Consider the following 14,104-nt stretch of genomic DNA (forward strand, 5'->3'; position numbering starts at 1 on the left):
TATGTTAATCTTCTGATTGTTCCGCAATTATATTTAATAATTGTTGTTTGGCTTCTTCGGTTGTTACATTAGCAATTTGGGTGGCTGCGTTAGATAAATGCCCGCCGCCGCCAAGGGCCTCCATTGTACGTTGAACATTACGTTCCCCAGTTGATCGAGCTGAAATACCAACCCGTCCATCCTGACGTTTAGTGATCACAAATGAGGCATACACACCGCTAATCTGCAAAAGTTCGTCCGCAGCTTGTGCAGTAAGCAAACCAGAATAGATATCCTTGTTATCACCAACAGCAATAGCATTTCCTTCATGAATCTCTGCTAAATTAACCAAATGACTTCGCGATTTAAAATCCGAAAACTTCTCTTTCATAAATGACTGAATCAAGTTGCTATCAGCTCCGTTAGCACGCAAATAGCTAGCAGCATCAAACGTACGTGATCCCGTACGCAAAGTGAAGTTTTTAGTATCAATCTGTATGCCACCTAGCATCGCCGTCGATTCTAGCTTTGTAATTGGTGCATGTGACTGATCTTGATATTGCAGCAACTCAACAACTAGTTCTGATGTCGATGATGCATATGGCTCTATATAAGACATCAATGGTTTTTCATCTAAACCTTGCTCGGCTAGACGATGATGATCAATCACAACTACACGGTTGGCTAACCTCTCGAGTAACTGTGGTGCGCCAGAAATACTTGCTTTGGCATGATCAACTAATACCAATAAAGTATTATCACGTACTAGCTTCAATGCTCGCGCTTCATCTACGATAGAATCATCAATATTTGATCCTGGTGCCACAAATTCTGCTGGCTTTTTGCGAAGTTCAGCTAACAGTAGCTGGATATCGCTGTACACATGTTTTTCGTCCAACACAAGAAAAGCTGGTTTATTTTTTGTCTGGGCCATACGCCAGACACCCAATCCAGAGCCAACTGCATCTAAATCCGGCATTGCATGTCCGACAATCATAATATTATCAGCCTGCTCCATTAGTTCAGCAATAGTTTGTGATACCATGCGAGCCCGGACACGGGTACGCTTTTCCATCGGATTGCTTGCACCACCATAAAAACGTGCCGCTGCCTTTTCAGATTTCACAACCACCTGATCACCACCACGACCCAAGGCCAAATCTAAGTTCGTCTGGGCCATTTTAGCAAGCTTATTAATATCTGTGTCATCATATGCTATTCCGACCGACAATGTCACAGGTGAGTTCTGTTGTACCGTTGCTTCTCGAATGTCCTTTAGGACACTGAACTTATCTTCCTCAGCTTCTTGAAGGGCTGACTGATAACCAAACATGACATAATGCAGTGTATTCAAACGGCGGATATAAATATGATGTTCGAGTGCCCAATCAGACAATGCGCGTGTCACGTATGTCCGTAAAGTAGACGTTTCGGACTCGCTCATACCATCAGTGACTTCCTCGTAGTTGTCAACCGATATTAACCCACTGAACAGCTGATGATCTTCATATTTTTTAGTAATCGCGGCATACTCACTGATATCCATCAAATAAATGACCCGTAAGTTTTGTTGAACAAATAACGAAAACTGCCTACCCTGCCAGGTGATTGTATTCGTCTCGGAAGCATCGGCATAATTATCAATCTCTAGAGCCAATTTATTATCTAGCTCCGACAATTCTAATCCAAGCACATCTCTTTTGTCTAGATATGCTTGCATATATGGATTAATCCAATCAATTTTTTTATCTTGATTAAGCAGAATAATGCCAATCGGCATTCGAATTAAAGCTTCTTGTTCACTACGTGCAATTCGATACCCCAATCCAGACAAGTACTCTTGTGCATCTTCACTAACCTCTTTGAAAGCTTGTGCACTAAATACTAATCCAATAATAACTATTGCCAACCAAATAAGTCCAAATGTTATATTAAAAAGCATAGCAAAAATAACACTCATTACACTTGATACAAGTAACAGAAATGCCACTGTACTTAGTTTAGTGTTTTGAAAGAATATTGGTAAATTTTTAAAACTAAAAAATCGTTTCACGTGCTACTTCCTTCTGATTATCATATCTTCTATTTTACCACAGGGTGTCATGATTAATATGATAATACTTCAGACAAGCCATAACATGGTGCGTTAGATACAGCTATATCCCGAATTTATACAAAATATACAAAAAAGCCTGAGGCAAACCGCCTCAGGCTTTTAGGAATTAATCTTCCGTAACGAATGGCAACAAAGCCATGATACGTGCACGCTTGATAGCAGTAGTTACCTTGCGTTGGTTTTTTGCAGAAGTACCAGTCACACGACGTGGTAAAATCTTACCACGTTCTGAGATGAAACGTTCTAATAATTCAGTGTTCTTATAGTCAATATATTCGATGTGGTTAGCAGCGATAAAATCAACCTTACGACGACGACGTGGACCGCCTTGTGGGCGACGTGAACGTTGTGGACGTTCTGAATTTTGTGGACGTGAGTTTTGTTCTGACATAATAAAGCTCCTTTCGTAGTGTTTAATTTATTTTAGAATGGTAAATCATCATCTGATATATCAATTTCTGTATTGCCACTAGCCGCAAATGGGTTAGGGGCACTATTTGACGAAGCTGATGATTGCGTATTTGAGTTTGAACTCGCACTTGCAAAAGGATCAACACCGTTAAATGAGTTGTCATTACCGCCAAACGAATGATCGTTTGATCCGCTGAAGTTGTCAGCACCATTATTAGATGCCGATGATCCGTTCTGAGAACGACGCTTTTCACTTTCAGCGCGAGATTCAAGTAATGAGAAATTATCAACAACAACTTCCGTCACGTAAACGCGTTGGCCAGCATTATTTTCATAATTTCTTGTTTGCAAACGACCTTCAACGGCCACAAGTGCACCTTTTCCAGTGAAGTTTGCAAAGTTTTCAGCTGCTTTTCGCCAAATAACGGCGTTAATAAAGTCAGCTTCACGTTCACCACTTGCGTTGGTGAACTGACGGTTAACCGCCAAGCTAAACGTACCGACTGCTACACCTGATTGTGTGTAACGTAATTCAACATCACGGGTCAATCGCCCAATTAATACTACTCGATTAATCATAATTAACGCTCCTTTCCCAGTGAAAATTCAAATTTATTCTGCGTCGCGCTTAACAATCATGTGACGTAAGATGTCTTGAGAAATCTTTGCCAAACGATCAAATTCATTGATAGCCTTATCGTCTTCTGCAGTAAAATTGATAATGTGGTATGTACCTTCACGGTAACCAGCAATTTCGTATGCAAAACGACGAGTAGCCCAGTCGGCTGACTTTTGAATTGTTGCACCATTATCTGTCAAGATTGCATCAAAGCGCTCAACAAGAGTCTTCTTAGCATCCGCATCCAAATCAGGGCGAACAATATAAGTCATTTCGTATGATGTAGCCATTTTATTTCCTCCTTTTGGTCTCTGGCAGCCTTGGCTGCAAGGAGTGATCGCACAAATTGTGCATTCACAACTACTAATTGTACTACAATATAGCCTTACTTTTCAAGTGTTTATCAGAATTATTTCCACTGGTAACTTATAATACGATTTTTTTGTCTGTCTTACTTATATAGATATGCTGTCGAATTACATTAACTACCTATCTGCTTATGCAAAAAAAGCCCGCATTGTTAAGTTTGCGAACTCATTTATCTTCGTTATCGAGTCATTTCATACATTACTTGCGCGAAGATAGCTTGTGTCTTAGGGATGTTATCTACCAATACATATTCGTTTGGCTGATGACTCATGACTGGTACATCAGGAAATTGCCCACCAAAAGCTACACCACGTTTCAATAAGCGTGCATACGAGCCGCCATTAGAAATTTTATATGTCTTTTGCGTATGCGTGTGCTGAGCATAAATATCCGCAAGTACTGTCACAATTGGATCACTGAGGTCTACCATGTGCGGATGTGTACCAAAAGCTTCCTGCTTAAATATTTTGGCGTTTAAGCTCCCCATATGTCGCTGAACTTGTGTCAAAATAGCAGTTTCCGTTATGCCCATTGGATAACGGAAATTGATCCGAATCTCACTATCAGCATTAGCTTGGAATAAAATCTTACCCACATTTACTGTTAAGTCACCCATAATATCATCATGATAAATCAATCCGAGCTTTTCACCGAAAACGTTTTTATGATTTGTCAAACCAAGAAACTCTAAGAATCCATGCGCTTGATCATCGAAATTATAGTTTAATAAAAAATTAGCCAAATACGTTGCCGCATTCAAACCATCTTCTGGGTAAGCGCCATGAACAGATTTCCCATACAGTGTTAATATAATATGACCATCATCATATTGACCTATACCCGAAATCATTAGTGTATCTTTGAGATAACGCTCATACGCAGCTAAAAACCCATTGATATCCACACCATCAGGCAGCTCAACATCAGCAGTTGCAGTCCCTGGTACAACATTATCTCGTTCCCCAGACTGAAATCGATGTAGTTTCCACTCACCCAATGTTGTGCCTTTAAACTGAATTGATAAGGTTAGAACACCTTTTTCACCAGGAACAACCGGGAAGGCTCCGTCAGGTGAAAAACCAAACGTCGGTTCACCTACTTGATCCAAATAGGCCCGCATATCACGCCAATCAGATTCTTCATCACTACCAAAAATCAAACGTATTTTTTTTCGTGGTTGAAAACCAGCATCTTTTAATTGCTTCAAAGCGTAATAACTAGCTATTAAATCAGCTTTCATATCGTGTGAACCACGTCCATACAAGCGATTGCCTATAACTTTAGGGCTAAATGGCAACGTTATCGTCCATGCATCCCCACCAGGAACAACATCAACGTGTGACAAGACCCCAAAGGTTTCCGTTGCATCCTCTGGTCCATAGTCAATAACAACAACCATATTATCCGCGACACGCTCAACTTTAAACCCGTCACGTCTGCCCATATCAACTAGAAATTGTAGTGCTGTTTCAATACCTGCTCCAAAAGGTTGTTGAACATTAGCTGTTGTTTTATCTAACACAGATGGTATTGATAAAAACTGTAACAAGTCAGTCAATAATTCTGATTTGTACAATTGCGACTTTTGTTGCCACTGTTCAGCTGTCATTTGAAAGGATTCCACATCCGACCTCCATTAGTTATAAATAGCAAGACGCCAATCACGACAATCAATGTCGACCATAGAATCATAGCCACATCACGCATGGAAAAACGTTGTTCTTGATACCATGAACGTTTATTATAGCGCCCAAATCGACGCAATTCCATAGCTTGACTAATCGTATCAATCCGACCTAAACTTGAAAATACTAATGGTAGAATAATTTGTACAGTCCCCTTCATCCGTTGGATTAAACTAGATTTTTTTGATATTTCGTAGCCACGTGCCTGTTGGGCCAAACTAATCGTTCGATAATCACTCTGTACATCAGGAATATAGCGCAAGGTAATTGCAACGGCATACGCTACTTTGTAGGGTACGCCAATTTTATTTAACCCAGCAGCAAACTCACTAGGATTAGTGGTGAAAAGCAATACAATTGACAGCGGGAATGAGAATAAATACTTTAGTAGAAGATTAAATTCGTAAAACAACTGTTCTTGCGTAATTGTAAACCAACCGCTACCAAACATCACATGTTTCGTACCATATAATTGTTCACCATATTGAGGGGCCAAAACGGTAATCATCACAAGGTTAATCAAACCAATGAATAATACCAACTTTAAAAGTAGCGCGTATTCCTGATATTTAATATGAGCCATTTTAATTAAAACAAATGACAATATTGTTAAAGCAATTAAAAAACGCGTATCATAAGAAATCATGCCAATCGTTGTTAATGCTAAAAAGCCAACTAATTTGGCGGTACCCGTAGCATGATTAATCCAAGTATTTCTTGCTTTATATCCGAAAAGTGAGTTATCCATCTTATTTCCTTATAGCTGCATTTAATTCTTCTGGATGCACAATGCTAAGACGCTGGGCTAAACGATAAATACTGGTAGTTCGCAAACTAGCAGCGTCAACTAATGCTTCATTTGCAAGTAACTCCGCTGGTGTTGTATCCGCCAATATTTGCCCATCAACAACAACCAGAGCCCGTTGAACAAAGTTTGCTAATAAATGCATATCATGAGTAATGATTATAATAGTCGTATGGTTCGTAATGTTAATATTCTGTAAGAAACTGAGTAACTGAGACGTGTGCGTTGCATCTTGTCCAGCTGTTGGTTCATCTAATATTAGAATTTCTGGTTTCAAAACCAAAACAGCCGCAATTGTAAGCCGTTTCTTTTGCCCAAAGCTTAATGCAGAAATGGGCCAATTACGCATACCATCAAGATCGACAAGTTGTAACATTTCACGCACACGTTCCGTTACTTGTTCTTCATCAATGTTACGCAATCGCAGCCCACTGGCAACTTCATCAAATACTGTTGCTTTCGTAATCATATGATTAGGATTCTGCAAAACATAGCCTATGTGGTCGGCCCGTTCTTTAATAGAATCGCTTAGCAGCGAACGTCCATCTAATTGAATATCTCCCCCACTGGGTGTCAAAAAGCCAGTTAATAGGTGGGACAAAGTTGTTTTACCTGATCCATTTTTGCCCACAATACCAAGAATTTCACCTTCATGAATTGATGTCGACAAATTTTCAAACAATGGTTCTTGCTGGTCGTACGCAAAGGTCAAATTTTGGACCAACAACTGCTTGTCATCATGAGTGACTGTCTGCACTGGTTCTGCCAAAGTTTCAATTTGGTCCCTAAAGTTTGAAACGTCCACTTTTTCAACATCTGCTACGTGAGGTATTTTATTCACTGGAACGCCTGCTCGGCGTAATAGTTGTATGTATAGTGGTTCGTCTAAGCCATTTGCAGACAACACGCCTGCTTGGATAATGGCAGTAGGCGTGTCATTAGCGACAATTCTACCATGTGCCATGACAATTACACGATCAACATGAGCACGTAACACATCTTCTATCCGATGTTCAATCACAACCACTGTCATATTACGTTCTTGTTGAAGTTCATCAATCAGTGCCATTGCAGCCGCACCAGCAGCTGGATCAAGACTAGCCAATGGTTCGTCAAATAACAATAGATCCCCTTCATCAACCAAAACACCTGCCATAGCAGTACGTTGTTTTTGGCCACCAGACAATGATTGCGGTGCCAACGTCAAACGTTTTCCTAACCCAAATCGATTGGCCCATTTAGCGACTTTTTCTCTGACAATTTTTATCGGCTGATTATCATTTTCAAGAGAAAAAGCTATATCTTCGGCGACCGTCATGCCCACAAATTGCGCATCAGAATCCTGAAGAACAGTACCAGCTTGCAAAGATAGGCCAAACAACGACTGATTTAGGATCTTTTTACCATTAATTGTCAGTTCACCAGTAATATCCCCTTGATAGGCTTGCGGAATTAAACCATTCAGTAAACGCAGTAATGTTGTTTTACCCGAACCAGATGCACCGGCTATTAAAACTTTTTCACCAGGATAAATTTGAAAACTCACATCATGTAACGTCGGTTCAGATTGCGCGTGATATTTAAATGTCACATGTTGAAAATCAATAAATGGTTCTACCATGTTTTCCCCTATGTACGTAGCCCGTGGCTACTTATTCACTACGCAATGAGCTCTTCTTAGGACGTGACTTGACATAGGCCACTAGTAAAATAGAGCCAATAATAGCGACAGACAAAATGTTAACAATTGTTGCCGCTGCGCCCTGTAAGAATACCTTACTAGCTGGCTGTTTGTATATTAATATATCGCCGATTGGCGCAACAATCAACCATGCAATAACGTTAGCAATTATTTGCCAAACATTAAACTGAACTAACTTTTTTGTTGAAAGATCCCCGCCCTCGAGGTCCAAGAATCTTTTACTCAAACCAAGTAATAGTCCAAACACACCATCAGCTAAGACCCATGACCACCAAGGGGCACCATAAGTCGCGTCAGTAATTGTGTGTCCAATAACACCAACTAAAAAGCCAACAACTGGACCAAATAAACCAGCAATCAATGCTAACCAGCCTTCAGCGACGTTAACATTAGTATTTGGCACACCAGTTGGAATAGCAATGTACTTCATTAAAATGAAAAACACAGCAGCGCCGATACCAGTTGCAACGACTGAACGCACCGATAATCCTGTTTTTTTGTTATTTTCTTTCATTTTTCTCTCCTTTTCTTTGAGACTATCATATTTCTTTGGTTAATGAAACAGCCCATCCTTGGCCAGCACCCACATGGTACGTTTGTTCAAAACTACCAGTATGCAAACCAAACGCAACTGTATACACTGAATCAATATAAATTAACGGTTCGCCAGGATTGACATCGGTAAATGTGTGCACATATGGTAGCACCTCATCAAATAACAAACTACCATCACATTTAATTTGAACACGCAAGGTATCACCATATTGCAAATTCATCTTTTCAAATTCGCGTAGGGGAATATTTGACCACAACGAACCAAAATTGACATCAGTGATATCAATATTACCCACTAATTGTGGTTGCCCATAAACCGTTTCTTGATAAACACCAGGTGTAATTGGTAAACGTACCAAATCGCTAACTGATAGTTCTTCTGTGTAGTCTTCAAATACTACTTGTCCACTAGCTAATTTAGCCCCATTATAAGCATAAATATCACGCCCATGAAATGTTGATGATTTTTCTGAACCAGGAAGGCGTTGTGTTGTTTCATCAATCACACGTACACTTTCGATTAAATCATTAGATAATAGATGCGATAAAGTGCCGTTATCTGGTGTCACAATATAGTGGCCAGCTGTCGTCTTGGCAATTACTGACAAACGTTTTGAGCCAACCCCAGGGTCGACAACAGATACAAAAACTGTGCCCGGTTGCCAATAGTCAAAAGTTTGAAACAAGCGAAACGACCCTTCAAAGATATTAAATGGCGTGATACCATGTGTTAAATCACTAACAACAATGTTATCGGCAACATTGTAGGCAACACCTCTCATGGAGCTTACCGCACCATCCTGTAATCCAAAATCTGTTTGTAACACTAAATGATTGTTTGTCATTTTCAATTCCTCGGTCATCTTATTAATGGCTTTCTAGTAGGTTATAAAAATCGTAAGAAATACAAAAAATCCCTGTTAATCATACAGATTAACAGGGACGTAAAAAACGTGGTACCACCCAGATTTAGCATAATACATGCTCTCATACTGTAACGGCGCTAACCGACCGCGAAACTTAACAACTTAAATCTCACGATATCATCCACGTTCATCTTCAATAAACTGCTTCATGTCAGCTTCCACTATCCTGACTCGCTTGAATTTCCGCTCGTTATCTACTCTTCGCTTCAACGATTTTAATATCCTAATAATACCTTAAGATAATTATGAATATTTGTCAATACGTTTATGATTAAACTACAATAAAATCATTAATAACCTTTGCAAAATCATTATGATAAATTTCAAACTTCTTTTCACCCACACCAGAGATTGCTAAGAACTCTGTATCAGTTTGCGGACGCGCCTGTGCCATACTCATTAACGTTTTGTCTGAGAATATTAAGAAAGGTGGCAAACCAGCGGCCCGAGCTAATTCTAAACGTTTTTCCTTTAACTTTGCAAACAGACGATTATCTTCGTCGGAAAGTTTCAAATCATCAGTAGTCACTTTCTGACTGACAATACGTACCTTCTCAAGACGTTTTTTAATCTCAATTTCACCTTTTAATACTTCGGCCCCTAACGATGTTACTTTTAACACGGGAAACTCTGCTCCCTCGAAACGTAAATATCCTTCAGCCGTTAAGTAGTCAATAAAGCGCGTCAGCTCTTTTAGCGTTCGCTCTTTCATCAAACCAAACGTTGGTAAATCATGTAAAAACTCATACTTACGCACACTAGCATCATTTGATCCTTTTAAAACCTTAGCGACCATCGTTTTACCAAAGCGTTGATTCATACGCATCACATTAGCCAGCACTTTTTGCGCATCTACCGTAACATCAACCCACTCACGCGTATCCAAACAATTCGAGCAATGACCACAATCTTCTGTCACCGTTTCACCGAAGTATTGCAATAAATAGCGTGCTAAGCAAGTTTGCGTATTAGCAAAAGCGTTCATTTCTCGAATTTTGTCATATTCATTTTGCTTGTGTTCTTCTGAACCTTCTGACTTTTGAACAAAGAATTCTTGCAGATGCATATCCTGTGGTGCATATAATAATATAGCTTCGGCGGGTAACCCATCACGACCCGCACGGCCAATTTCCTGATAATATGCCTCAATGTTTCCCGGGACGGAGTAATGGATTACGTAGCGCACATTTGGTTTATTAATACCCATCCCAAAAGCGTTTGTAGCCACAATAACTGGATTTTCATCATATAGAAACGCTTCTTGCTGTCTTTGACGTTCCTTTTCAGATAATCCAGCATGGTAACGACCTGCATTAATGCCTATTTTATTCAAATAAGTGGTCAGTTCATCAACTTGCTTACGCGTTGCTGCATAAATAATACCAGTTTGTTCACGATTTTTTTGTAAATATTCAACCACATACTTTCGTTTGTCCTGATTATGTACAATATTCAAAGCCAGATTATCTCGCGCAAAGCCGGTCAAGACCGTATCATCATTGTCTACTTGTAACAATTGTTGTAGGTTTTCACGAACACGCTCTGTTGCGGTGGCCGTCAAACCAAGAACTGCTGGATGTCCAGAAATTTGTTCCAACAAAGGTAGAATATTCAGATAACTCGGACGAAAGTCATGTCCCCATTGTGATAAAACGTGGGCTTCGTCAACAGCAATTAACTCAATATTGAGACTTTGAACAAAACTAAAAAAGCTAGGGACCTCTAGTCGTTCAGGCGCAACATACAACATTTTGTAAAGCCCATGTCTTAGGTCCGACATGCGTTGTGCTTGTTCTTGCCCATCAACTGTCGAATTCAAGAACGTCGCAGGAATGCCCATGGTGTTCAACCCGTCAACTTGGTCTTTCATTAACGAAATTAATGGGGAAATGACTAAGGTAATGCCTTCAAACATCATTGCTGGTAGCTGATAGGTAATTGATTTTCCACCACCAGTTGGCATAATAGCTAAAGCATGTTTATGTGCGAGTACTTTATTAATAACATCTAGCTGACCAGCTCGAAAGTTATCGTACCCAAATTTTTCTTTTAAAATTGTTTGTGGATTCGCAGTTTGCATATTTTCTATTATAGCATGTGCCCTCTAACTAAAAAGCAGACGACGATTAGTTGTCATCTGCTCCCATTGGATTTAATTGAAACTTTATTGGCGTTATACGTCTTAGCAACCAGTTCATAATTGCTAAGATGCCTGACACAAGCGTTAACAACCAAAATTGCTTTACTTGAAAATTACTAAACAACTGTAATAGAACAAAACCAATTGCAAACCAGCCAAAGTACGCAGCCATCGTATTGCCACCAATTCGCAATACTTTATCTAACAAGTTTTCCGATTCATTCTGAAAAAACTTAACATGTAACCAATCGAAAAAAAGCATGATAAATACAAAACTAACCAGATCCATAGAAACAAACTTCAATATCGTTATATAATCTCGCATGGGATTAAAACGTGTTGATCCTTGATATAACAACAAACCATATGTCATCATAATATCCGAACCAAATATGAATAATAACCAACTAATTGGCTTAGTTCGTACCATATCCCGAATTAACATATATCCCCCAAGAATTGATTCAACATCATGATTATCTTAAATTATTATATCATTTATCGGGTTCTTTAAATGGTTCCGGAACAAAACAAAAGACCATTTTTGATTGCATATGGTGTTTCTTATAGCAGTTTGGTTTCGTTGACTACTAGTGACAAATAGAGACACAGTGAAAAGCCAAATGAGGTCACGATTATTATGTAAAGGACGTAAACAATATGAACATTTCATTTTATATAATTTTCGATAACATCCTTTTTTTAACTAGAACTCGTTTACCTAATAATAAAAAGTTCATTCGTGACATATTCTTACGTTAAGTCCATGTCTAGCTCGTACATACTTAGTATTTAAACATAGTTTGAATACTAAGTATAGAAATAAAGCATAGTTAAATTTACTTAGCACTTTTAACATTTCTTGGCCAAATGGGTTTAGTCATGATAATTATTACGAGACCAACTAACATCGTTACGTAACAAGCAATATTTTTCGGATAATTGACTATCAACCAAAAAGACCCTATTGTTATTGCTAGACCTAAAACCATAAATAGTATTACAAAGGTATATCTAATTATTGGTGATATAGAATCAAAAGGATTTTCTTTTTGATTCTTATCAGGTTTTATCATAGAATAAAAAAGAAAGCCAAGGAACAACCATATCAAAAAAACAATATTACGAAGAAATGATTGTATATTTAAAATCCATACTAATGCTAACATACCAGTTAATGAAGAATATAATGTCACTACTATAGCCATCACAGTATCACGAAAACTATTATGACCGTCTTTGATAAGTTTAGCTTCTAACTGATTATTTCCGACAATTAGCTCATCTATTGTTACATCTAATATTCTAGCTATTTTGATAACCAATTCAATATCTGGTAAATTTCTTTCATTTTCCCAATTTGAAATGGTTTTAGGTGAAACATTTAATCTTTTAGCTAATTGTGTTTGTGACAGATTATGGGACAACCGCAATTGTTTTAAACTACTCGAAAATAACATGACATACCTCTGAACTTATTTTTACTAGTATGAATGAAATAATGGACGTTCAGCAAGTACTTTAACTAAAATTAGTATCTCGTCATTCGAGATATATTGATTTTGATGACTTTACATAGATTATACAAAAAATAATATACGTTCATATGTTATAGGTATTATAAATTCTGTAAAGCTAAAATTTATAACTATACAAATATTTAGAACGCTTGAATAAAAAAAGCCCACAAGTTAATGCGAGCTCACCAATAAATGGCATTTATTTATCATTTTTTCTGAAATATTTATCACTAATAAAATTAACTATAGGCGATAAAATTACAAAACCAACCACCATGTAAACAATATCCCAAAACCAAAACGGTGTGCCTAACATATCAGGGAACTTTTTTAAGATATATGACAATATAGATATCACAATAAAATTTTCGAATAAATGATTTTTCAAAATGATATACCCCTATTTATTGAGTCATATAAACAGAATCACCCGTTCTATCCGTTTTTGAATATACTCCAACCCAACCATTTCCATTTTCATGGATAATATTTTTATAAGCATGTACTATTGAAACATTAATGATAAACGTGTGTCAACATTTTTTGTAAAATTAATCACTTTTGTATACATAAAAAGCACCCAAGGGATCATAGAGATTTTTTGAATTAGATTCCAGGTAATTTATTATCTAGTTGATATGTTAGTGCTATATTTTTGGCAACTGGGTATAAATCTTCAATATACATACTTAACAAACCATTTAATACCTTAATAATAATTACATCATTAACATTTTTAAATATTTCTGGCTCTATTTTCTGATAGAATGCTTTAAAATCAGCTATAGTATATTGACTAATGTCATTATTATGTACTAACTGATGTGTTTTTGTTAAAACATTAGAAAAAGTTTCCTCAGTGCCTCCAAGGTCTTGTATAACAAGAGCAATTGAGACTGACCTCATATAAGAATCCCCTAGAAATGTTGCCATTTCCCCCAATATTTGTCCTTGTAATCTAACATCTTCAAACATTTATATACCCCAAATTAATAAGCTAATATTACACTCTAACCCACTTGCAATACCGCGATGCTTGTTATCTTCCATACTTCCTTGCAAACCTCTAAATTTTGCACTCTAAAGGCTGTATTTTGCGCTATGTTCATAATATCTTCACATAATTCATTTTTTATAAACATGAATACTATTAAACCTTAATGTTAAACGTTCGTTAATGCTTTTCAAAATTAATCATTACTTCTTTGGAAGGTAATCTATTTTACGAAACCTAAAATGAACCCGCTAACTTTACAAACATTTAATTTGTTCAAGTT

General features: G+C 37.7%; 13 protein-coding genes. All 13 read right to left on the minus strand.

Translation table 11 applies throughout. The annotated features are described in order from the left end of the window. Window positions 1-4: 4 nt before the first annotated feature. The 13 genes from RHP56_RS09750 to RHP56_RS09810 all read right to left on the minus strand — a co-directional run bounded on the left by RHP56_RS09750 (window position 5) and on the right by RHP56_RS09810 (window position 13,802). Entirely contained in the window at window positions 5-2,032 is a 2,028-nt protein-coding gene (locus RHP56_RS09750; RefSeq protein ID WP_011680502.1) for a DHH family phosphoesterase, read from the minus strand. Window positions 2,033-2,201: 169 nt separating this feature from the next. Further along, window positions 2,202-2,486, minus strand: a complete 285-nt coding sequence (gene rpsR / locus RHP56_RS09755) for a 30S ribosomal protein S18 (protein WP_004911134.1) — start codon at window positions 2,484-2,486, stop codon at window positions 2,202-2,204. A gap of 32 nt (window positions 2,487-2,518) precedes the next feature. After that, window positions 2,519-3,085, minus strand: coding sequence for a single-stranded DNA-binding protein (gene ssb, locus RHP56_RS09760; RefSeq protein ID WP_002815494.1), 567 nt, complete (start codon window positions 3,083-3,085; stop codon window positions 2,519-2,521). 33 nt (window positions 3,086-3,118) lie between these two features. Beyond that, a complete protein-coding gene (rpsF, locus tag RHP56_RS09765; protein WP_011680503.1) occupies window positions 3,119-3,415 on the minus strand; it encodes a 30S ribosomal protein S6 in 297 nt (98 codons plus the stop codon). Window positions 3,416-3,672: 257 nt separating this feature from the next. Beyond that, window positions 3,673-5,103 carry a dipeptidase PepV gene (gene pepV, locus RHP56_RS09770; protein ID WP_011680504.1) on the minus strand — a complete coding sequence of 477 codons (1,431 nt, stop codon included), beginning with the start codon at window positions 5,101-5,103 and terminating at the stop codon, window positions 3,673-3,675. Further along, window positions 5,100-5,927 carry an energy-coupling factor transporter transmembrane component T family protein gene (locus RHP56_RS09775; RefSeq protein WP_011680505.1) on the minus strand — a complete coding sequence of 276 codons (828 nt, stop codon included), beginning with the start codon at window positions 5,925-5,927 and terminating at the stop codon, window positions 5,100-5,102. The genes pepV and RHP56_RS09775 overlap by 4 nt, the downstream gene beginning before the upstream one ends. A 1-nt stretch (window position 5,928) precedes the next feature. After that, the gene (locus RHP56_RS09780; protein WP_462794699.1) at window positions 5,929-7,605 is read right to left on the minus strand and encodes an ABC transporter ATP-binding protein; all 1,677 of its coding nucleotides are present in this window, start codon (window positions 7,603-7,605) and stop codon (window positions 5,929-5,931) included. 31 nt (window positions 7,606-7,636) lie between these two features. Next, entirely contained in the window at window positions 7,637-8,200 is a 564-nt protein-coding gene (locus RHP56_RS09785) for an ECF-type riboflavin transporter substrate-binding protein (protein ID WP_002815489.1), read from the minus strand. A gap of 25 nt (window positions 8,201-8,225) precedes the next feature. Next, a complete protein-coding gene (locus RHP56_RS09790) occupies window positions 8,226-9,086 on the minus strand; it encodes an SAM hydrolase/SAM-dependent halogenase family protein (RefSeq protein ID WP_014325209.1) in 861 nt (286 codons plus the stop codon). Window positions 9,087-9,438: 352 nt separating this feature from the next. Next, window positions 9,439-11,247 carry a DNA helicase RecQ gene (recQ, locus tag RHP56_RS09795; protein WP_102753544.1) on the minus strand — a complete coding sequence of 603 codons (1,809 nt, stop codon included), beginning with the start codon at window positions 11,245-11,247 and terminating at the stop codon, window positions 9,439-9,441. A 46-nt stretch (window positions 11,248-11,293) separates the two neighbouring features. Further along, window positions 11,294-11,752: a hypothetical protein gene (locus RHP56_RS09800; protein ID WP_014325211.1), complete on the minus strand. Its 459-nt coding sequence runs from the start codon at window positions 11,750-11,752 to the stop codon at window positions 11,294-11,296. A gap of 394 nt (window positions 11,753-12,146) precedes the next feature. Continuing rightward, window positions 12,147-12,767, minus strand: a complete 621-nt coding sequence (locus RHP56_RS09805) for a helix-turn-helix transcriptional regulator (RefSeq protein ID WP_462794700.1) — start codon at window positions 12,765-12,767, stop codon at window positions 12,147-12,149. A 666-nt stretch (window positions 12,768-13,433) separates the two neighbouring features. Next, window positions 13,434-13,802, minus strand: coding sequence for a hypothetical protein (locus RHP56_RS09810; RefSeq protein ID WP_102753570.1), 369 nt, complete (start codon window positions 13,800-13,802; stop codon window positions 13,434-13,436). Between the last annotated feature and the right edge of the window lie 302 nt (window positions 13,803-14,104).

The organism is Leuconostoc sp. C5 (genome assembly GCF_056530425.1).

Excerpts from the sequence above, each read along its gene's own strand:
- rpsR (WP_004911134.1), bottom strand. The coding sequence starts at position 2,486 with ATGTCAGAACAAAACTCACGTCCACAAAATTCAGAACGTCCACAACGT.
- ssb (WP_002815494.1), bottom strand. The coding sequence starts at position 3,085 with ATGATTAATCGAGTAGTATTAATTGGGCGATTGACCCGTGATGTTGAA.
- rpsF (WP_011680503.1), bottom strand. The coding sequence starts at position 3,415 with ATGGCTACATCATACGAAATGACTTATATTGTTCGCCCTGATTTGGAT.
- pepV (WP_011680504.1), bottom strand. The coding sequence starts at position 5,103 with ATGACAGCTGAACAGTGGCAACAAAAGTCGCAATTGTACAAATCAGAA.
- RHP56_RS09775 (WP_011680505.1), bottom strand. The coding sequence starts at position 5,927 with ATGGATAACTCACTTTTCGGATATAAAGCAAGAAATACTTGGATTAAT.
- RHP56_RS09780 (WP_462794699.1), bottom strand. The coding sequence starts at position 7,605 with ATGGTAGAACCATTTATTGATTTTCAACATGTGACATTTAAATATCAC.
- RHP56_RS09785 (WP_002815489.1), bottom strand. The coding sequence starts at position 8,200 with ATGAAAGAAAATAACAAAAAAACAGGATTATCGGTGCGTTCAGTCGTT.
- RHP56_RS09790 (WP_014325209.1), bottom strand. The coding sequence starts at position 9,086 with ATGACAAACAATCATTTAGTGTTACAAACAGATTTTGGATTACAGGAT.
- recQ (WP_102753544.1), bottom strand. The coding sequence starts at position 11,247 with ATGCAAACTGCGAATCCACAAACAATTTTAAAAGAAAAATTTGGGTAC.
- RHP56_RS09800 (WP_014325211.1), bottom strand. The coding sequence starts at position 11,752 with ATGTTAATTCGGGATATGGTACGAACTAAGCCAATTAGTTGGTTATTA.
- RHP56_RS09805 (WP_462794700.1), bottom strand. The coding sequence starts at position 12,767 with ATGTTATTTTCGAGTAGTTTAAAACAATTGCGGTTGTCCCATAATCTG.
- RHP56_RS09810 (WP_102753570.1), bottom strand. The coding sequence starts at position 13,802 with ATGTTTGAAGATGTTAGATTACAAGGACAAATATTGGGGGAAATGGCA.